This window comes from Pseudomonas izuensis, assembly GCF_002356535.2.
GTDB classification, from domain to species: domain Bacteria; phylum Pseudomonadota; class Gammaproteobacteria; order Pseudomonadales; family Pseudomonadaceae; genus Aquipseudomonas; species Aquipseudomonas izuensis.
The window spans coordinates 2,525,507-2,546,177 of the sequence record NZ_AP017423.2; the positions used below are offsets into that span (position 1 = coordinate 2,525,507).

Annotated in this window: 16 protein-coding genes; 6 read left to right on the top strand and 10 right to left on the bottom strand. The window is 61.5% G+C overall.

Annotated elements, in window-relative coordinates:
* Positions 1 to 136: 136 nt before the first annotated feature.
* Together LAB08_RS11420 and LAB08_RS11425 are read right to left on the bottom strand one after the other, a co-directional pair.
* The gene (locus LAB08_RS11420) at positions 137 to 4,234 is read right to left on the bottom strand and encodes a bifunctional nitrate reductase/sulfite reductase flavoprotein subunit alpha (RefSeq protein WP_096512105.1); all 4,098 of its coding nucleotides are present in this window, start codon (positions 4,232 to 4,234) and stop codon (positions 137 to 139) included.
* Between the two features lie 450 nt (positions 4,235 to 4,684).
* Positions 4,685 to 5,587 (bottom strand): LysR family transcriptional regulator, encoded by a 903-nt coding sequence (locus tag LAB08_RS11425; RefSeq protein ID WP_096512104.1) that lies wholly within the window; start codon positions 5,585 to 5,587, stop codon positions 4,685 to 4,687.
* Positions 5,588 to 5,716: 129 nt separating this feature from the next.
* Between LAB08_RS11425 and LAB08_RS11430 the strand changes: the two genes are divergently transcribed.
* Both LAB08_RS11430 and LAB08_RS11435 read left to right on the top strand, forming a co-directional pair.
* Entirely contained in the window at positions 5,717 to 7,072 is a 1,356-nt protein-coding gene (locus LAB08_RS11430) for an MFS transporter (protein ID WP_096512103.1), read from the top strand.
* Positions 7,069 to 8,343, top strand: coding sequence for a glucarate dehydratase family protein (locus LAB08_RS11435; RefSeq protein WP_096512102.1), 1,275 nt, complete (start codon positions 7,069 to 7,071; stop codon positions 8,341 to 8,343). Before LAB08_RS11430 ends, LAB08_RS11435 begins: the two co-directional genes overlap by 4 nt.
* A 186-nt stretch (positions 8,344 to 8,529) precedes the next feature.
* On the opposite strand, the gene LAB08_RS11440 is transcribed toward LAB08_RS11435, so the two are convergent.
* Complete coding sequence (locus LAB08_RS11440) at positions 8,530 to 9,318, bottom strand: alpha/beta hydrolase family protein (RefSeq protein ID WP_096512101.1); 789 nt, start codon at positions 9,316 to 9,318, stop codon at positions 8,530 to 8,532.
* 138 nt (positions 9,319 to 9,456) lie between these two features.
* Here LAB08_RS11440 and LAB08_RS11445 point away from each other — a divergent pair, with 138 nt between their 5' ends.
* Both LAB08_RS11445 and LAB08_RS11450 read left to right on the top strand, forming a co-directional pair.
* The gene (locus tag LAB08_RS11445) at positions 9,457 to 10,401 is read left to right on the top strand and encodes an aldo/keto reductase (RefSeq protein WP_172901615.1); all 945 of its coding nucleotides are present in this window, start codon (positions 9,457 to 9,459) and stop codon (positions 10,399 to 10,401) included.
* Positions 10,402 to 10,555: 154 nt separating this feature from the next.
* Complete coding sequence (locus LAB08_RS11450) at positions 10,556 to 11,209, top strand: peroxiredoxin (protein WP_096512099.1); 654 nt, start codon at positions 10,556 to 10,558, stop codon at positions 11,207 to 11,209.
* Between the two features lie 124 nt (positions 11,210 to 11,333).
* Here the strand turns inward: LAB08_RS11450 and yghX are convergent, their stop codons facing one another.
* The 6 genes from yghX to LAB08_RS11480 all read right to left on the bottom strand — a co-directional run bounded on the left by yghX (position 11,334) and on the right by LAB08_RS11480 (position 18,550).
* A complete protein-coding gene (yghX, locus tag LAB08_RS11455; RefSeq protein WP_096512098.1) occupies positions 11,334 to 12,221 on the bottom strand; it encodes a YghX family hydrolase in 888 nt (295 codons plus the stop codon).
* A gap of 168 nt (positions 12,222 to 12,389) precedes the next feature.
* On the bottom strand, positions 12,390 to 12,791 hold the full coding sequence (locus tag LAB08_RS11460; RefSeq protein WP_096512097.1) for a heme-binding protein: 402 nt from the start codon (positions 12,789 to 12,791) through the stop codon (positions 12,390 to 12,392).
* A gap of 20 nt (positions 12,792 to 12,811) precedes the next feature.
* The gene (gene glcF, locus LAB08_RS11465; RefSeq protein ID WP_096512096.1) at positions 12,812 to 14,029 is read right to left on the bottom strand and encodes a glycolate oxidase subunit GlcF; all 1,218 of its coding nucleotides are present in this window, start codon (positions 14,027 to 14,029) and stop codon (positions 12,812 to 12,814) included.
* Positions 14,030 to 14,032: 3 nt separating this feature from the next.
* Positions 14,033 to 15,097 carry a glycolate oxidase subunit GlcE gene (glcE, locus tag LAB08_RS11470; protein WP_096512095.1) on the bottom strand — a complete coding sequence of 355 codons (1,065 nt, stop codon included), beginning with the start codon at positions 15,095 to 15,097 and terminating at the stop codon, positions 14,033 to 14,035.
* Positions 15,097 to 16,596, bottom strand: coding sequence for a glycolate oxidase subunit GlcD (gene glcD / locus LAB08_RS11475; protein ID WP_096512094.1), 1,500 nt, complete (start codon positions 16,594 to 16,596; stop codon positions 15,097 to 15,099). The genes glcE and glcD overlap by 1 nt, the downstream gene beginning before the upstream one ends.
* Positions 16,597 to 16,786: 190 nt before the next feature.
* Complete coding sequence (locus LAB08_RS11480) at positions 16,787 to 18,550, bottom strand: L-lactate permease (protein ID WP_096512093.1); 1,764 nt, start codon at positions 18,548 to 18,550, stop codon at positions 16,787 to 16,789.
* Between the two features lie 172 nt (positions 18,551 to 18,722).
* Here LAB08_RS11480 and LAB08_RS11485 point away from each other — a divergent pair, with 172 nt between their 5' ends.
* Positions 18,723 to 18,959: a hypothetical protein gene (locus LAB08_RS11485; protein WP_096512092.1), complete on the top strand. Its 237-nt coding sequence runs from the start codon at positions 18,723 to 18,725 to the stop codon at positions 18,957 to 18,959.
* Between the two features lie 596 nt (positions 18,960 to 19,555).
* Here LAB08_RS11485 and LAB08_RS11490 read toward each other — a convergent pair.
* Positions 19,556 to 19,975, bottom strand: coding sequence for an organic hydroperoxide resistance protein (locus tag LAB08_RS11490; protein ID WP_096512091.1), 420 nt, complete (start codon positions 19,973 to 19,975; stop codon positions 19,556 to 19,558).
* Between the two features lie 236 nt (positions 19,976 to 20,211).
* Between LAB08_RS11490 and LAB08_RS11495 the strand changes: the two genes are divergently transcribed.
* Positions 20,212 to 20,646: a GNAT family N-acetyltransferase gene (locus LAB08_RS11495; RefSeq protein WP_096512090.1), complete on the top strand. Its 435-nt coding sequence runs from the start codon at positions 20,212 to 20,214 to the stop codon at positions 20,644 to 20,646.
* The last annotated feature ends 25 nt before the right edge of the window (positions 20,647 to 20,671 follow it).

Genomic DNA, 20,671 nt, shown 5'->3' on the forward strand with positions numbered 1-20,671 from the left:
AACGACAATATCAATTTAAGCATACAAATATGTTTTTATTGGCTGAAGGCGAAATCTCGGATCAACGGTCGTGAGTGCTGGTAGCCGCACATCAATGTGGGAGCAAGCCCGCTCCCACAGGTTTGTCGGCAACCCATCAATAAACATCCCGCAAATACCGCTTCTGCTCGCTCAACTGGCGCCAGTAATCCGCAGCGCCTTCGGTGCACAATCCGCCATGATCCTGGGCGATCCGGCGCAGTGCCTGGTCGACATCCCTGGCCATGTAGCTTGCATCCCCGCAGACGTATAACTGCGCACCTTCCTGTAGCCAGCGCCACAGTTCGGCACCCTGTTCGCGGATGCGATCCTGCACGTAGATTTTCTGTGCCTGATCCCGGGAGAACGCCAGGCTGAGTTCAGTCAGCAGGCCATCGCGGTGCATGCCTTGCAGTTCATCGCGGTAGTAAAAATCAGTGGCGGCGTGTTGTTCACCGAAGAACAGCCAGTTCTTGCCCTTGTCGCCCCGGGCGCGACGTTCTTGCAGGAAAGCACGAAACGGCGCCACGCCGGTTCCGGGGCCGATCATGATCATTGGCGAGTCGCCATCGGTTGGCGCGCGGAAGTGCTTCGACGGTTGCAAGAACACAGGGACGGTCGTGTTTTCGGCGCGGTCGGCGAGGAAGGTCGACGACACGCCTTTGCGCTTGCCGTAGCGCACGGCGGCCACTGTCAGATGAACTTCCTGCGGGTGCGCCTTGGGGCTGGAGGAAATGGAATACAGCCGGGGTTGCAGGCGCTTGAGGGTGCCCAGCAGCTCACTGGCCGTGCAGTCGACAGGGTACTCCTGCAACACGTCTGCCAGTTGTCGGCCCCACAACCAGTCTTTCAGTTCGGCCTTGCGCTCGCTGCCCAGCAGTTGTTTCAACCCCGGATTGCGGCTGCGTTCGGCGATGAAGGCGAGGGTGTCGCTATTGGGCCGGGCGATTTCAAAGTGCTCGCTCAGGGCCTGAAGCAATGGCCGTTCACCGACCTTGTCGATGTTGACCAATGTGTCGGCGTTCAACCCCGTCAATTGCAGCATTTCACCGACCAGTTCCGGGCAGTTGCGCGGCAAAACCCCCAAGGCATCGCCTGCCTGGTATTGCAGCCCGGAATCGTCCAGCGCCAGGGAAAACATTCGGGTTTCCTTGTTGAGGCTCTGCTGGTTCAGGTGCAGGTTGCTCAACAAGCGTGAGGCATAGGGGTTGGCCTTGCAGGGCGTTGCGAGGGGGCGGGTGACAGCGGCCGGTGATGGCTCGACTGTTATCGGTTGCAGCGATTGCTGGAATTGCGCCAGCCACTGATCCGCCCGCGCCTCGAATTCCGTGTCGCAATCGACCCGGTCCAGCAGCCGTGTGGCGCCCAGTTCCTGCAGACGCTGATCCAGTTTTTTGCCGTGCTGGCAGAACTGGTCATAGTTGCGATCACCCAACGCCAGAACCGCGAAACGCAAGGACTTCAAAGGTGTCTGGGCACTGCAGAGGCTATTCCAGAAACCTTCTCCATTGTCCGGCGCATCGCCGTCACCAAAGGTGCTGCTGATAATGGCCAGGGTTTGTGTATTTGCCAGTTTGCTGGCGGGAAAATCGGCCATCGCGCTCAGTTCGACGGTAATACCCTTGTCCCGCAACCGTGAAGCAAAACGCTCGGCCAAGCCTTCGGCATTCCCCGTTTGCGAGGCCCACAGCAGCGTCACCGCAGGCGAGGACGTGGTTGATTCGCCGCTGTCGGCCAGTGCTGGCGTGGCGCAATCGACCCGGCTGAACAACCCACCCAACACACCGTCCAGCCACAGTCGGGTGTCGCTGGCCAGGGGCGCGTTGGCGGGCAGGGCAGGTACGCCACCCGCCTGACGGCCTGCCGTGGATTGCAGGCCACTGAGAAAACCGGCGAGGTACAGGCGTTCCTGTTCATTGAGCTTCGGTGAGGGCCGGCGACTGATACCGGCGATATCGGCAAAGGCCTCGATAGACGACATGGCAGGTTCCTCTGGCAAGGGGGAAACGGGGGACGGTTTGTCGAAAGCCGGCGCGGGCACTTCGAGGAACTGGTGCTCGATCAGTTCGACCCGTTGCAGGGCGACCGCGCAGAACTTGAATTCAGGCTGCTGTGAGATTGGATCGACCGCGTCGTGGGTGACGGCATTGATCGCCAGGTTTTCTCCGAACACATCGTTCCAGTGAAACGGCGCAAAGCAATTGCCCTGGCGCACCCGGTCGGTCACCACCGCCGGCAGCACGGCCCGGCCACGCACGGAGCGCACTTCGACCGGGTCCTTGTCGCGTATGCCGAAGCGGGCGGCATCTTCCGGATGGATCTCGATGAAGGGCCCGGGGTTGAGCTTGTTCAGGGTCGCCACCTTGCCGGTCTTGGTCAGGGTGTGCCACTGGTGTTGCAAGCGCCCGGTGTTGAGCACGAAAGGGAAATGTTCATCCGGCATCTCGGCGGGCGACATGTGCGGGCGGGGGAGGAAAATCCCCTTGCCGCGCTCGGTGGCGAACACGATCGCCGGCCGGCTGCCATCGGCGTCGGTCTTGAGTGTTTGGCTCACGCCGGTGTTGAGGTAGCGGATCGGATTGCGATCTTCGGCGTCATCCGAAGCGCACGGCCATTGCAACGGTTTTTCCCGCAGGCGCGCATGGCTCGCCCCCCGAATGTCATAACCGGTCTTGGGGTTCCAGGCGCGCTTGATCTCTTCGAATACTTCAGCGCAAGAGGCATAGGTGAAGGCTTCGGCAAAGCCCATTTCACACGCGACCCGGGCGATGATCTGCCAGTCGGCCAGCGCTTCGCCGGGGGGCTCCACGGCTTGTTGCATCAGCGTCAGGTTGCGTTCGGAGTTGATCATCACGCCTTCGGCCTCGGCCCAGAGTGCACCGGGCAGGAGGATGTCGGCGTAGCGGTTGGTCTCGGTGTCGAGGAAGGCATCCTGGGTGATGACCAGTTCGGCGGCCTGCAAGCCCTCGATCACGTTTCGGCGGTTGGGCACCGACGCCACGGGGTTGGTGCAGATGATCCAGCAAGCCTTGATCCGGCCCGCGCTCATGTCCTCGAACATCGCCACGGTGCCACCGCCGACGGTGCGGGGCAGGCTGCCGCGGGGGATGCTCCACAAATCCTCGATGAACCCCCGGTCCGCCTCGACCAGCACCGAACGCTGGCCCGGCAGGCCGGGGCCCATGTAGCCCATCTCCCGACCGCCCATGGCGTTGGGTTGCCCGGTCAGGGAAAACGGCCCGCTGCCGGGGCGGCAGATTGCACCCGTGGCCAGGTGCAGGTTGCACAGGGCATTGGTGTTCCAGGTGCCGTGGGTACTTTGGTTCAGGCCCATGGTCCAGCAGCTCATCCAGTTGGCCGCCTGGCCGATGGATTCGGCAGCCAGGCGAATATCCGCCTCGGCAAGGCCGGTGAGTGCCGCGACTTTTTCTGGTGGGTAATCCTCAAGGAATGCCGGCATGACCTCCCAGCCTTCGGTGAACGAGGCGATGAAGTCCGGGTCGGTGTGGCCGTTTTTCACCAGCAGGTGCAGCAAGCCGTTGAGCAATGCCAGGTCGGTGCCGGGGCGGATTTGCAGGAACAGGCCGGCCTTGTCCGCCGTGGCACTGCGCCGTGGATCGACCACGATCAATTTTGCCCCGGTCTTGACCCGGTCCATCATGCGCAGGAACAGAATCGGGTGACAGTCGGCCATGTTGGCGCCGATCACGAAGAACAGGTCCGCCTTGTCGAAATCCTCATAGGAACCGGGCGGCCCGTCGGAACCGAGCGAGAGCTTGTAGCCGCTGCCGGCGCTGGCCATGCACAGGCGCGAGTTGGATTCGATGTTGTGGGTGCGAACAAATCCCTTGGCCAGTTTGTTGATCAGGTATTGGGCTTCCAGCGACATCTGCCCCGACACATAGAACGCCAATGCATCGGGCCCGTGGGTATCCAGAATATTGCGCAGCCGGCTGGCCGTCTCGCTGATGGCCTTGTCCATGGTGACCCGCACCGGGTCCCGGTCACGGGCCTGGCGCAGGTAGGCATTTTCCATCCGGCCCGACTCGGCGATCGCCTGCCCGCAGGTCGTGCCCTTGGTGCAGAGCCGGCCGAAATTGGTCGGGTGGGCCTTGTCGCCGACGATCTTGACCACCCGATTGCCCTCGACCTGCATGACGATGCCGCAGCCCACGCCACAATAGGGGCACACGCTACGCACGGTTTTGTCTGCCATCTTCAAACCCTGCCAACACTTGATCCATCCAGAAACGCAAAAGGCGCCATGCGACCCTCCATCGAAACGGGGGTTACACGGCGCCTTTGTCGTATAAGTGCAATCTGCGTTGACTGCGTATCGGGTATTGCAAGTGGCGGGCCAGAACAGGCATTTAAATCTGTAGGAGCCGGCTTGCTGGCGATGGCGGCGTATCTGGCACCGCATTGTTGACTGGGCTGCCGTATTCGCCAGCAAGCCGGCTCCTACAGAAACTACCGTTTTCATGCACTTTTTTATTGCGATGTTCGTTCGGGATGCACCAGCTCATGGCGAGCGACACCGAACCCTGTGGGAGCGAGCCTGCTCGCGAAAGCGGTGTATCAGGTACAGATGATGTGACTGACACTCCCTCTTCGCGAGCAGGCTCGCTCCCACAGTGGAGGCTGTGTTGTCGATGAGATCACGGATCTAGGAGCCCCACCCCTCACGCACCGCCCGCCGAATCCCCTCCAGCAACATCGCGAACGCCGGGTTGTCGTTGTTCTCGCGCCAGATCAGGTGCAATTCGCTTTGCACCCCCTCGCCCAGGTCGATGTCGCGGAACACCACGTTCTTGAACACCACGCTGGTGGCGCAGCGGGGCACCAGGGCCAGGCCCATGGCGGCGTTGACCAGGGCGAGGATGGTCAGGGACGAGCCGAGCCATTGCACATAGTCCGGGGCGACGCGGGCCGAGCGCAGCGTGCCGGTCAGCAGTTCGTTGAAGGGCGGGTAGGCGGCGTGGGAATACATCAGGAACGGTTGGGCGTCGAGGTCCTTGACCGATACGGTGGCAGCCGTGGCCAATGGATGGGTGCTCGGCACCGCCAGCACAAAGGGCTCGCGTACCAGGCATTCGGTGGAGTAACCGGGTTCCAGCAACGGCGCGCGGGCGATGCCCAGGTCGATGCGGCGGGCGCGCAAGGCTTCGTGTTGCTGGTAGGTGTTCATTTCCGACAAGTCGATTTTGACGTGGGGCTGTGTGAGCCGTGCTTCGGCAATGACCTTGGGCAGGAACTCGTACACCGCGCTGCCAACGAAACTTATGTTAACGGTGCCGATGTCGCCCTCGGCAAAGCGCCGGGCGGTCACCGCCGCTTGCTGGGCGCGCTCCAGCAGGTTCTGCGCTTCGATGAAGAACGCGCGGCCGGCGGCGGTGAGGGCGACGCTGCGGGTGCTGCGGGTGAACAGCTCAACCCCCAGGTGATGCTCCAACAACTGAATCTGCCGGCTGAGCGGCGGTTGGGTCATGTTCAGTCGCTCGGCGGCGCGGCGGAAATTCAATTCGGTGGCCACGGTGGTAAAGCAACGCAGCTGAGTCAGTTCGAACATTGATCTAATCCAGGTATCAATCGAATGCCAAGTTAGATTAGACGGGATCAATGCCCGCGTCCATGATCGGCCCAGGCCTGAAGCCATCCCAAGCTATCCCTAAAAAGAACAATGACCGGGAGTCGCCCCTTGAAAACCCTCCAGAGTCCACCCGACCCGAATGTGCTCGCCCGCGCTGCCGCCAGGGTCAAGCGCCACGTGTTGCCGCTGTTCGTGATCATGTTCATCGTCAACTACATCGATCGGGTCAACATCGGCTTCGTACGCAGCCACATGGAAACCGACCTGGGCATTGGCGCTGCGGCCTATGGCCTGGGTGCCGGGCTGTTCTTCGTCGGTTACGCAATCTTCGAAGTGCCGTCCAACATGTTGCTGCAACGCTACGGCGCCCGCGCCTGGCTGACACGCATCATGTTCACCTGGGGCTTTGCCGCGATGGCGATGGCCTTCGTGCGGGGAGAAACCAGTTTCTATGTGCTGCGCTTCATCCTCGGCGCCGCTGAAGCGGGCTTCTTCCCCGGCATCATTTACTACTTCACCCAGTGGCTGCCCTCGTCCGAGCGCGGCAAGGCCATGGCGATTTTTCTCAGTGGTTCGGCCATCGCTTCGGTGATTTCCGGCCCGGTGTCCGGCGCGCTGCTGCACATCAACGGCTTGAGCCTGCACGGTTGGCAGTGGATGTTCCTGATTGAAGGCTTCGCGTCTATCGTCCTTTGCGCTTTCGTCTGGTTCTGGCTGCAATCCCATCCACGGGAAGCGAAGTGGCTGAGCGAGGAAGAAAAGACCGCCCTGACTGCCGCCATCGACCAGGAACAACAGGCCCGGGAAGCCGCGCAGACGGTCAAACCGTCGATGTTCAAGTTGCTGGCCGACCGGCAGATCGCGCTGTTCTGCTTCATCTACTTCTCCATCGCCCTGACCATTTACGGCGCCACGTTCTGGCTGCCGAGCATGATCAAGAAAATGGGCAACCTCGGTGACTTCCAGGTCGGCCTGTTCAACTCGATTCCGTGGATCATCTCCATCGTCGCGATGTACGGCTTCGCCGCCATGGCCAGCAAATGGAAGTACCAGCAGGCCTGGGTCGCGGTGACGCTGGTGATCGCCTCGATCGGCATGTTCATGTCCACCACCGGCGGGCCGGTGTTCGCCTTCGTGGCCATCTGTTTCGCCGCCATCGGCTTCAAGGCGGCCTCGGCGCTGTTCTGGCCGATTCCGCAAGGCTATCTGGATGCCCGCATCGCCGCGGCGGTGATCGCCCTGATCAACTCCATCGGCAACCTCGGCGGCTTCGTCGCCCCGACCGCGTTCGGCTTTCTGGAGCAGACCACCGGTTCCATCGAGGGCGGCCTGTATGGCCTGGCCGCCACATCGCTGATCGCGGCGGTGGTGATCTTTTTCGCCCGCACCGCACCACGGGGCAACGCAAAACAACCCATCAATCATCAAGCCCTGAAATCTGATCCAACGGGAGCAGCCTCTTGAAAATCAAACGAGTCACCGTCACCCCCATCGCCTTCCGTGATCCGCCATTGCTCAATGCCAGCGGCATTCACGAACCCTTCGCGCTGCGCTCGATCATCGAGATCGAAAGCGACAATGGCTATATCGGTCTGGGTGAAAGCTACGGCGACGCTCCCGCGCTGGCGATCCAGCAGCAACTGCAAAGCCAGTTGATCGGCCTTGATCCGTTCAACCTCAATCAACTGCGTGCGATCGTGAAGGCCACGGTGGCAGCGAACAAACCGGCAAGCCTGGCCGGCGCAGAGCTGGCCCCCGGTTCCCACGCCAGCAAAGCGGTGAGCAATGCCTATTCGGCGTTCGAAGTGGCGTTCCTCGATTTGCAGGCGCATTCGTTGAACGTGCCGCTGGTGGACTTGCTGGGCGGGGCGATCCGCGACGAGATTCCGTTCAGTGCCTATCTGTTTTTCAAATACGCCCGGCACGTCGATTCACCTTACAAACCCGACAATTGGGGCGAGGCGTTGAACGAGGAGCAGATCGTCGCCCAGGCACGGCGCATGATCGAGGCCTATGGCTTCAAGAGCATCAAGCTCAAGGCCGGCACGCTGCCGCCGGAGCATGAAGTGTCGTGCATCAAGGCGCTGAAAAAAGCTTTTCCCGGTTATCCGCTGCGCATCGACCCGAACGGCAACTGGTCGCTGGAAACCTCGATCCGCATGGCCGAACTGCTCGGCGATGACCTGCAATATTACGAAGACCCGACGCCAGGCCTGGATGGCATGGCCGAGCTGCACAAGCGCACCGGCCTGCCGCTGGCGACCAACATGGTGGTCACTGACTTCGACGAATTCCGCCGCAGCGTGGCGCAGAACAGCGTGCAGATCGTCCTCGCCGACCACCATTACTGGGGCGGCCTGCGCGATACCCAGGCGCTGGCGAAAATGTGCGAAACCTTTGGCCTTGGCGTGTCCATGCACTCCAATTCGCACCTGGGCATCAGCCTGATGGCCATGGCCCACGTCGCCGCTTCGGTGCCGAACCTCGATTACGCCTGCGACACCCATTACCCGTGGCAGGAGCCGGACGAAGAAGTGATCAAGGGCGGCAAACTGCCGATCGTCGACGGCTGCGTGAAAATTACCCGCGCGCCGGGGTTGGGCCTGGAGCTGGATCATGATCAGTTGGGCAAGCTGCATGACCAGTACCTGAGCTGCGGGATTCGTCAGCGTGATGATGTGAAGCAGATGCAGCGGTACAAGCCGGAGTGGCAGGCGGTTAAACCGCGGTTTTGATTGCATGTGGCAACTTTTGGTCCGGGAAGCGTGGTCGCGCTTGCCCGGACTTTTTTTGCCAGGCGAACCACTTTTTGTGCGCGGACAGGATTTGGCACTCTTATCTCGATTTTGTGGGAGCTGGCTTGCCAGCGATGGCGGCCTCGAGATCGCTATCGCTGGCAAGCCAGCTCCCACAGGTCCGCGTTACAGTCCATCCTCCAGCAATCTGAGGTATTCAGGGCTTTCGCTGATCGAATTGTGCCCCGTGCCCGCAATCACCTGCAGCGTCGCCACCCCAGCAGGGAAATGGCTAAGGAGCCGCTGGGTGCTGGAAGGCGGAATGACTTCATCAAGCCCGGCGGCGATCAGTTTTGTCGGCACCGCGATGTGTTCGGCATAACGCCAGGATTCGTATTTATCCTGCAACAACCACTGCACGGGCAACCAGCGGAACTGGCGGACGGCGAGTTCCTCCAGGCTGTTGTAAGGCGTAATCAGCAACAGCTTCTGCGCCGGGCGAACACTGGCCAGGCGCACGGCGACGCCCGAGCCCAGGCTGCGCCCGACCACGGCAATCTGCGGATGCTCGGCGTAGACCTTGTCGAACAAAGCCATGGCATCGCGGGCAATCGCTTCTTCGGAGGGCGAGCCGCTGCTGCCGCCGTAGCCTCGGTAATGCATCAAATACAGGGCATGTTCAGGGAAGGCCTGGGAAAACCCAGGCAAGTTGCGCGAAACGTCCTCGGCGTTGCCACCGAAATAAATCAGCGCCTTGGGGCCCCGATGCGGTCGTATCGAGACCTGTACCTGCACGTCGTCGACGGGCAACGTCAGCAGCGTTTCGGCTGAGCCGACGGCGCGGGGTTGCGGGTAGTAGATGAGCGTGCGCTGGAATACGAACAGCGCGGCACAGAGCGCCAGGTACAGCGCGGCGGGGATGACGACGAGTAACACCAGGGTTCGGGACATTCGGCTAACGTTAGTGGGCGGCATTGACGGCTCCGGGGTGCCGTCAGAGTGTAGCTGGCGGTAAAGGAGGGCACCGATGCCCGGTATTGGTCGCTGGCAGCTACGCTGATACTGGCAGCAAACGCAGCGCGCCACACCTGATCAAGGGGTGAGGGACATGCCATGAGCCATCCGGATGGTTTCACCCGCAGGAAACTACTCACGCTGGCTGCCGGTGTTTCGGCGGCCTTCACGTTCGGTCCGGCGGTCGCGCAAGCCACGCTGTCGACGGGAACAGGAGGCAAGACCATGCAGACCCGCGCCATTCCTTCCAGCAACGAGCCACTGCCGATCGTCGGGCTGGGCACCTACCGCGGGTTTGATGTCTCGCCCCAGGATCAGGCCTATAAGCAGCTGCCCGCCGTGCTGCGTGCGTTGTTCGAGAAGGGTGGGACGCTGATCGACTGCTCGCCGATGTACGGTCGTGCCGAAGAGAACACCGGTGAATTGCTGTCGATCCACGAACCGCGCTCGCCGGCGTTTCTGGCAACCAAGGTGTGGACCCGGGGCCGCGAGGAAGGCATCGCCCAGATGGAACAGTCGTTCCAGCTGTTGCAAACCGACCGTATCGACCTGATGCAGATTCACAATCTGCTCGACTGGCAAACCCATTTGCCGACCTTGCGCCAATGGAAGGAGCAAGGGCGCATCCGCTACATCGGCATCACCCATTACACCGCTTCGGCTTATGAGGAGGTGGAGGCGGTGCTCAAGGCCGAGCCGCTGGATTTCCTGCAAATCAACTATGCCCTGGATGATCGTGGCGTCGAGAAACGCATCCTGCCGCTGTGCCGGGAGCGGGGCGTGGCGGTGATCTGCAACCGGCCGTTCGGTGGCGGCGGCCTGATCACTCGGCTCAAGGACAAGCCGCTGCCCGGATGGGCCGCGCAAGTCGGGGTCAAGAGCTGGCCGCAACTGGCACTCAAATTCCTGTTGTCACATTCAGCCGTGACCTGCGTCATCCCCGGCACCGGCAACCCGCGCTACATGGCGGAAAATGCCGGGGCGGGATTCGGCCCGATGCTCACCGATGCCCAGCGTCATCAGTTGATAGCGTTGGTGGAGTAGGTACTGATGCAAGGCGTTACAAGTGACTGAGCAGGTTTGCGGCGTGCCGTGGAACCTCTCCTATACTGTTTCGCGTCAACCGTTCCCCATGCCGTTGGAGCAGCGTTCGAGCTTCCGGCGGCGCCCCCTGTCCATTACTGCAAGGAGATCGATCATGGCAATCCGTATTGGCGACGAAGCACCGGACTTCACCGCCGAAACCACCGAAGGCACGCTCAATTTTCACGAGTGGATTGGCGACAAGTGGGCCATCCTGTTTTCCCACCCAAAGGACTTCACCCCGGTCTGCACCACTGAGCTGGGCTACCTGGCCAAGCTCAAGCCTGAGTTCGACAAACGCAACACCAAGATTCTGGGCTTGAGCATTGACCCGGTCAGTGACCACAACAGATGGGTCGGTGACATCGCCGAAACCCAGGGCAATGCCGTCAACTATCCGCTGATCGGCGACGAAAACCTAGTGGTGGCCAAGCTCTACGACATGATCCACCCCAATGCCAGCGGCGGTTCGCGCACGGCGGTGGACAACGCCACGGTGCGTTCGGTGTTCCTGGTCGGCCCGGACAAGAAGATCAAGGCGATGCTAATCTACCCGATGAGCGCCGGGCGCAATTTCGATGAAGTGCTGCGATTGCTCGATTCGTTGCAACTCAACGCCAAACACACCGTGGCGACCCCGGTGAACTGGCGTCCGGGGGAAGATGTGATCATCCCGACTTCAGTGTCCGATGAAGATGCGAGGAAGAAATACCCGGATGGCTTCAAGACTCTGAAGCCTTACCTGCGGACCGTCGCACAGCCCAAATAACCATCACCTTTAGATCGCCATCGCGAGCAGGCTCGCTCCCACAGTGGATCTTCAGTGGACGCGGAATTTTTGTCCGACAAAGAATCACTGTGGAAGCGAGCCTGCTCGCGATGAGGCCCTCCCATCACACCAGATACTTTCGAAACCACCCCAACGTCCGGTCCCACGCCAGTTTCGCCGCCGCCTCGTCGTAACGCGGCGTCGAATCGTTGTGAAAACCGTGGTTCACGCCGGGGTAGATGTAAGCCTCATAGGTCTTGCCCCCAGCCTTCAACGCCTGCTCAAAGGCGGGCCAGCCCTCGTTGATCCGCGTGTCCAGTTCACCGTAGTGCAGCATGAGCGGTGCCTTGATCCGCGGGACATCCTTGGCGTCCGGTTGCCGACCATAAAACGATACGGCGGCACCCAGTTCCGGATAGGCCACCGCCGCCGCATTCGCGACGCCACCGCCGTAGCAGAAGCCGGTGATGCCAACCTTGCCGCTGCCGGCCTCATGGTTCATCAGCCATTCCACGGCGGCAAAAAAGTCATTCATGAGTTTTTCGGGATCGATGCTGGCCTGCAGTTCCTTGCCCTTTTCATCGTTGCCGGGATAACCACCGACCGAGCTTAATCCGTCCGGGGCAAGGGCGATGAAACCGGCCTTGGCCACACGCCGGGCGACATCTTCGATGTAAGGGTTGAGCCCCCGATTTTCATGCACGACCACCACCGAGGCGACCTTGCCGGCGGCCTTGGCCGGGCGCACCCGATAGCCGCGAACCTGCCCATGGCCCTTGGGGGAAGGGTAGGTGACGTACTCGGCGAGGATGTCCGGGTCGGTGAATTCGACCTGTTCGGCGAGGGCGTAATTCGGGCTCAGGGAGGCCAGCAGCGCGCTGGCGGTCAAACCGCCGAAAGCGAACAACGCCGCCCGGTCGAGAAACTCGCGCCGGTTGATCAGGCCGTGGGCGTAGTAGTCGTAGAGTTCCAGCAGTTCCGGGGCAAAGTCTTTCGCGGTGAGACGGGGCATCTGTGCGCTTCCTCTTATTCGGCTGGATGTCTGGGCTGAATGGGCTCTATTGATGAAATGCGTTCCTTGTGGGAGCGAGCCTGCTCGCGAAAGCGGTGTATCAGGCACATGGATGCTGGATGTGCCGCCGCATTCGCGAGCAGGCTCGCTCCCACAGTGGATATCCATTTACTTCAAACATTGCGCTCCAGCTTTCGCCACCTGCGCATCCTGCTCGGCCTTGACCCCGGACACACCGACCGCGCCGATCACCTGGCCGTCGACGATGATCGGCACGCCACCTTCCAGGGAGGTCAGCAGTGGCGCCGACAGGAAGGCCGTGCGCCCGCCATTGACCATCTCTTCATAGCCTTTGGATTCGCGGCGGCCTAGCGCTGACGTGCGCGCCTTTTCCGTGGCGATGTAGGCACTGATGGGCGCGGCGCCGTCGAGACGTTCGAGGGCCAGCGGGTGGCCGCCGTCATCGACCACCACAATGGTCACCGGCCATTGGTTGGTTTGGGCTTCGGTCCGCGCCGCAGCGAGGATCCGGCCGACTTCGGCCTGGCTCAGCATGGCTTTGCTTTTCATGGGCGATCTCCGGGATTCGTCTAAGGCAAGGCGTCTTCCACCAGTTCGATCCAGTGTCGGACCGGCGTGCGACCCGCGCCGTCGAGGTGTGACTGACAGCCGATATTGGCCGTGACTATGACTTCGGGGTAGCCGCTTTCCAGCGCATTCATCTTGTTGTCGCGCAGTTGCCGGGACAGTTCGGGCTGGGTCAGCGAATAGGTGCCCGCCGAGCCGCAGCACAGGTGGCCGTCGGGCACGTAGGTCAGGTTGAAGCCCAGGCGTTCGAGCAGCGCTTCCACCGCACCGCCGAGTTTTTGCGCGTGCTGCAGGGTGCAAGGGCAATGGAAGGCCACGCGCCGGGCATTGTGTATGCCGAGTTTTTCCAGCGGCTCGGCACGCAATACTTCGACCAGATCTTTGGCCAGCGCACTGACGGTTCGGGCCTTGTCGGCATAGGCCGGATCGTTGCCGAGCAGGTGGCCATAGTCCTTGATGAAAGCGCCGCAACCGCTGGCGGTCTGCACGATGGCCTCGGCGCCTTGTTCGATCATGGGCCACCACGCATCGATGTTATGGCGGGCACGGTCAAGACCGGCCGCCTGGGCGTCCAGGTGATAATCCACGGCGCCGCAGCAACCGGCCTCGCGACACGGCGTGACGCTGATCCCCAATCGATCCAGCACCCTCGCGGCGGCTGCGTTGGTATTGGGCGACAGGCCCGGTTGCACGCAACCTTCGAGCATCAACACTTGCCGCGCATGGCGCGTGGTGGGGCGCGGTTTGCCCGGCGCTACGCTGCGCGGCAATTTGCTTTGCAGCGCATCGGGCAGCAGCGCCCGGAACACCTGGCCGCTGTTGACCAGGCCCTTGAACAGGTCCGGGTGCGGCACGACCTTGCGCAAGCCCTCGCGCAACAGACGCTGGCCGAGCGGGCGCGGCACCGCCGCATCGACCACGGCGCGGCCGATGTCCAGCAGGTTGTGGTAGTCCACGCCCGACGGGCAGGTGGTTTCGCAGTTTCGGCACGACAGACAGCGATCAAGGTGCAATTGGGTTTTTTGCGTGACCTCGTTGCCTTCCAGCACCTGTTTGATCAGGTAAATGCGTCCACGCGGGCCATCCAGCTCATCGCCGAGCAATTGATAGGTCGGGCAGGTGGCGTTGCAGAAACCGCAGTGCACACAGGTGCGCAGGATGCTGTCGGCCTCTTCGGCGCGGGGCAGTCGGCGGGCTTCTTCGCTCAAGGTGGTCTGCATGGTTCAAAGCTCCGCGTACAGGCGACCGGGGTTGAAGATGCCCTGGGGATCGAGTTGCTGCTTGAGGCTCTGGTGGTAGCGCATCAGGGCGGCCGGCAGGGGCTGGAACGGGCTGTCGATCAAGCCGTGGCTGTAGCAGGTCACGTGGCCGCCAACCTCATCGACCACTTTGCGAATGAAGGGCGCTTGGGCGTCGGATTTGAGCCAGCGCTGGGCACCACCCCAGTCGATCAATTGCCGACCGGGCAGGGACAGTTTTGCCGTGTTGTTGGGTAGTGACAGGCGCCAGAGCGGCTGATCCTCATCGAAGAAAGGCAAGCGTTGCTCGTTGAGGTCGGCCCAGTACGCACTGTCCAGCCGTTCGCCACCCAGGCGGTCATGGGCCGCCGCCACCGAGCCTTCGCCGCCCTCGAGCCGCAGGTTCAGGCGCTCACCGTCATGGCACGCGGCGCTGATCGGCAGCGGTTGCTGGCCCCATTGGGCGAGGTACTGCAAGGCGCGATCGCTGTTCATTTCCAGGCTGATGCTCAAGCATTGCCGGGGCTTGGGCAGCACCTTCAACGAGACTTCCGTGATCAGGCCCAGGGTGCCGTAACTGCCGGCCATCAACCGCGACAGATCGTAGCCGGCGACGTTCTTCATCACTTCGCCACCGAAGCGCAGATGCTTGCCCAGCCCGGTGATGACCCGAGTGCCCAGGACAAAGTCCCGCACCGAACCCGACCACGGACGCCGCGGTCCGGACAGCCCGCAAGCGATCATGCCGCCCACGGTGGCGCCGTCGCCGAAGGCGGGTGGTTCGCAAGGCAGCATCTGTTGCGCGGCGTCGAGCACTTGCATCAGTTCAGTCAGCGGCGTACCGCAGCGCACGGTGACCACCAGTTCGGTCGGGTCATAGCTGACGATGCCCCGGTGGGAGCGGGTGTCGAGTATCTCGCCGGCAACGATACGCCCAAGGAACGCCTTACTGTTGGAACCTTGAATGCGCAATGGCGTGGCGTTTTCCAGCGCCTGGTTGACCTGTTCCAGCAATACTTTGCTGTCATCGACATCGCCTGTAACGTGCATCAGAAACGCTCCAGGTCAGGGAAGGGCAACTGCCCGCCATGCACGTGCATCGCGCCGAATTCGGCACAGCGGTGCAGGGTCGGGATGTTCTTGCCGGGGTTGAGCAGACCGCCCGGATCGAACGCTGCCTTGACCGCATGGAACAGGGTCAGCTCATCGCTGTTGAACTGTGCGCACATCTGGTTGATCTTCTCGCGGCCCACACCGTGTTCCCCGGTGATGCTGCCGCCGACCTTCACGCACAACTCCAGAATCTTGCCGCCCAGGGTTTCGGCGCGATCCAGCTCCCCCGGCGTATTGGCATCGAACAGAATCAGCGGGTGCATGTTGCCGTCGCCGGCGTGGAACACATTGGCCACCCGCAGGCCGTATTCGTTTGACAGTTGGGATATGGCTTTCAAGACGCCGGGCAACTCGCGACGGGGGATCGTGCCGTCCATGCAGTAATAGTCCGGCGACAAGCGGCCCACCGCCGGAAAGGCATTCTTGCGCCCGGCCCAGAAACGCACGCGTTCGGCTTCGTCCCTGGCCAGGCGTACTTCGGTGGCGCCGGCCTGTTCCAGCACCCGGCGCACACGGTTGCAATCGTCGTGAACGTCGGCTTCGACGCCATCGAGCTCGCACAGCAAAATGGCCTCGGCCTCTATCGGGTAGCCGGCGTGGATAAAGTCTTCGGCGGCACGGATGGCCAGGTTGTCCATCATCTCCAGGCCTCCCGGGATGATACCGGCGGCAATGATGTCGCCAACGGCTTGGCCGGCCTTTTCCACCGAGTCGAAGGCCGCCAGCAACACCTTGGCGGACTGCGGTTTCGGCAAGAGTTTGACCGTCACTTCGGTGATCACCCCGAGCATGCCTTCGGAACCGTTGAACAAGGCCAGCAGATCCAGCCCCGGCGAGTCGAGGGCGTTGGAGCCCAGGCTCAGGCATTCGCCGTCGACGGTGAGGATGTCGATCTTGAGCACGTTGTGCACGGTCAGGCCGTATTTCAGGCAATGCACGCCGCCGGCGTTTTCGGCGACGTTGCCGCCGATGGAGCAGGCGATTTGCGATGACGGGTCCGGCGCGTAGTACAGGCCGTACTGCGCGGCGGCTTGGGAAATGGCCAGGTTGCGAACCCCCGGCTGAACCCGCGCGGTGCGGGCGTCGGGGTCGATGTGCAGAATCTGGTTGAAGCGTGCCATCACCAGCAGCACGCCTTTTTCCAGGGGCAAGGCGCCGCCGGACAGACCGGTCCCGGCCCCCCGGGCAACCACCGGCACCTGCATTTCATGGCAAAGCTTGAGCACGCCCTGAACCTGCGCAATATCACGGGGCAGTACCACCAGCATCGGCGTGGTGCGATAGGCCGAGAGGCCGTCGCATTCGTATGGCTTGAGTTCTTCGCGCTGATGCAGGATCTCAAGCGCCGGCAACCGCGTTTGCAGGGCCTGCAATAACGCGTTCCTGTCGACGTCGGGCAGGGCGCCGTCCACGCGTTCGTCGTAAAGAATGTTCATCGGCGTACGACACTCGTTTTGTTGTTATGTGAGGTCTGTTTCCGGAAACCAATATCTATCCTATCCCTGTGGGAACGAGCCTGCTCGCGAAAGCGTCAGGTCAGTCGCCATTGATGTTGAATGTGCTGACCCCTTCGCGAGCAGGCTCGCTCCCACAGGGGAGGGGTGAAAGGTCTGGATACGGGTCGATTCAATGCCCACCCACCACCATATGACTGAACGGCGCCACATACGCCTGCAACGTCACCAGACCGCCCACCAGAATGGCTAGCACAATCGAGTGGAAGAACACGTAACGCAGGATTTCCCCTTCGTGGCCGTACCAGCGGGTGGCGGTGGAGGCGACCACGATCGATTGGGCATCGACCATCTTGCCCATGACCCCGCCGGAACTGTTGGCGGCGGCCATCAACACCGGGCTGAGTCCCAGTTGTTCGGAGGTGACCCGTTGCAAGCCGCCGAACAGCACGTTGGACGCGGTGTCCGAGCCGGTCAGGGCCACGCCGAGCCAGCCGAGCAGGGTGCCGAACATCGGGTAGAAAATCCCCGTCGCGGCAAAGGCCAGGCCCATGGTGGCATCCAGTCCCGAGTAGCGCGTAAGGAAGCCCAGAGCGAGCATCGCGGTGATGGTGATCAACGAGTAGCGCACGACCCAGATCGTTCGCAAATACTGTTTGATCAATTGCGGGATGGAATAGCCCATCAGCAATCCACCGACAATCGCTGCCAGCAGGATGCCGCTGCCGGTGGCGGTAAACCAGGTGAATTTGTACACCGCGTCTTCGGTTTTAGGCGCGGGCACCACCGGCGGAACCTTCTCGATCTGCTGGTGGATGGTGGTGAACGTCAGGACCGGGGCGAAGACCGGATTGGCTTCTCGCAGCGGTTTGCCTTGAGGGTCGAGTTTGGCCGAGCTGGTGGCCGGATCGATTGCCGGGCGGGTATCGAAGCTGTTTTTGAAACCCTGGGTACCCCAGGCGAACACGAAGATCGTGAGGATGATCCACGGCATCCAGGCACGCATGACCGCCGGCTTGGCCTCGTTGGCAAACATCCCGCTGGCGACGGGTTTTTCGTCGTGCTCCTGGGCGATTTTTGAGTTGTCGACCCGCCCGGACAGCGCGGCGGAGGTGTGCACGGTGGCCGGCTTCCAGACCTTCAGGAAGCCGGTCAGGCAGGCCATGGAAATCAGTGCGGCGATCACGTCCACCAGCATCGGTCCGTGATAGTTGGAAACGATGAACTGCGGGATGGCAAAACTGACCCCGGCGATGAGGATCGCCGGCCAGATTTCCAGCATCTTGCGCCAACCGGCGAAGGCCCAGATCAACCAGAACGGCACAATGACCGAGAAGAACGGCAATTGCCGGCCAACCATCATCGACAATTCCATTTCATCCAGCCCGGTGACTTTGGCCAGGGTGATGATCGGTGTACCCAGCGCGCCGAACGCCACCGGCGCGGTGTTGGCGATCAACGCCAGGCCTGAGGCCGCCAGCGGCGAAAAACCCAGCCCGATCAGAATCGCCCCGGTTACCGCCACCGGCGTACCGAAGCCGGCGGCGCCCTCAAAAAAGGCGCCGAAGCAGAACGCGATCAGCAGCAGTTGCAGGCGACGGTCGTCGGTGATTCGCGCCAGGGAGTCCTGCAGCACTTTGAACGAGCCGTTTTCCGTGGTCAGCCGGTGCAAAAAGATGATGTTCAACACGATCCAGCCAATCGGCAGCAAACCATTGGCGGCCCCGTACAGTGCCGCCGAACCGGCCATGTTGGCGGGCATGCCGAAGGCGAAGATGGCGATCACCAGCGCCGAGGCCAGGGCGAGCAACGCCGCCAGGTGTGCCTTGACATGAAAAAATGCCAACGAAGCAAGCATCACCACCACCGGCACTGCCGCCATGACGGTTGAAAGCACCGGGTTATTGAACGGATCGTAGATTTGCTGCCAGACCATGTTCCACCTCTGCTTCTTATTGTTGGAAATGCAGACCCCCGTGGGGGGAGGTGGCTTGTAGTATAGGTGGCATTACGCCGCTGTCCTTTTGTCTCATGAGCCCGCGCTATTTCGATGGCCTGAGCTAGCATGGCCAATAGGGTCGATCACCAGCAATGGGAGGAATGCCGCGATGACAGAGCGTCATGAGGAACACAAGGAGACGCTGTCGAACGGATGCAGTATCAGGGTCAAGGCCGAGATTTTGAAAGACGGCTCGTTGGGGATGTTCATCGGAGTCTACCGGCCGGATGGTTCGGTCATTGATGAGAACCACGATCCGAAGCCCCATATGCTGGACATGGAAGCGGCGATGGATTGGGGGATTGATATTGCCAAGGGGATTGGCAATAGCCAGCGCACGTTGTAGTGGCTGGCTTGCAGTAAACCTGTGGGAGCGAGCCTGCTCGCGATAGCGGTTCGACATCTATGTTGAATGTAAAACGGTATTCGCGAGCAGGCTCGCTCCCACAAGAGATCTTCGTTGTCAGAGGGTGGCCCGTTGACGTTTTGCGCATAGCATTTTTCTTTCCTGCGGCATTTTCCACAGGATGAAATCGGTCTAAAAACACCGTCGCATTCTGTGAGCACTTTGCTAATCTAGACCTTGTAGGTGAAAACGCAGACTGATGCGCAAGCGGATAGCGAGGAAGCGTGGGGCGCGTTCCGAAGGGTACACGGTTAGAAAGATCTCCGCGCTGAGATCCAGCCCTTATGCCGTGTGAAGCAGGACAGCGCATTGCTGTACCTGTGGGAGTCCTGATAAACCTCGTAAGCCAGAGACCAGCGCTGGCCACCTACTAAACCCACTAGAGCCCGCCTTGCGCGGGCTTTCTAATGCCCGTCGGAAATTGGATGCGGCTTTTTTGTGGGACCGAGCCTGCTCGCGAAGAGGCCATCACATCCAACATCCATGCTGACTGACCCACCGCTTTCGCGAGCAGGCTCGCTCCCACAGAAGGGCGGTTAAATCAGATTGATCGTCACGTCGATGTTGCCCCGGGTCGCTTTGGAGTACGGGCAGTTCTGGTGCGCGGCATCCACCAGGGTGCGGGCCAGCACCGGGTCCACGCCCGGCAGGCTGACATTCAGGCGCGCCTGGAGGAAAAACGCGTTGTCGGTCTTGCCCAGGTCGATTTCGGTGGCGACGCTGACGTCAGCCGGCAAGCTGACCTTCAACGCCACAGCGGCTTTGCCCATGGCACCGATGAAGCACGCCGACCAGCCGGCACCCAGCAGTTGTTCGGGATTGGTACCACTGCCGGAAGAACCGGGAGGGGAAAGCTTGACGTCCAGACGTCCATCGTCACTGCGCGACTCGCCTTGGCGGCCGCCGGTGGTGACGGTCTTGCCGGTGTACAAAACGGTTTCGATTTGATTGATCATTGGGGGCTCCTGAAGGTTGTTGGCACTCGGGCCTGGATGTCGCTCAATGGGTCGACCCCTGCACTTTTTCACCTTCATGTACGCCACGTGTGTCCTGAACCGGCGCGGGCGTATCGCTGTGTAAAATCATCCGGCAAACCTACACAGTGATACAAATCATTGACTGCGCATCGTCACACAACCGCCTCACGGCTTTTGCTAGCCTGCGCCCTCCGTCACTCAACAGGCGCCTTCCAATGTTCACTCTGCGTGTCATGACCATGGACGATTACGATGCGGTGATCGACCTCATGTGCCATACCCCGGGCATCTCCCTGCGCGATGCCGACTCCCGCGAGTCGACATCGCGTTACCTGCAGCGAAATCCGGGCATGAGTTTCGTGGCCGACATAGACGGCACCCTGGGCGGCTGCGTGATGTGCGGGCATGACGGTCGCCGAGGCTACCTGCAGCACTTGCTGGTCCTGCCCGAGCACCGTGGTCAAGGCATTGCCAGCGCGTTGGTCGAGCGTTGTCTGTCGAGCCTTGAGCGACAAGGCATCCTCAAATGTCATCTCGATGTATTCAAGACCAACGAAACGGCCGCTCGCTACTGGCAAGGCCAGGGGTGGCAACTGCGAGATGATATCGACCGGTATTCGTTTATCCGGTCGGGGGACCGGAATGCGTGAGAGCACCTACAGGCCTGCGATGAAT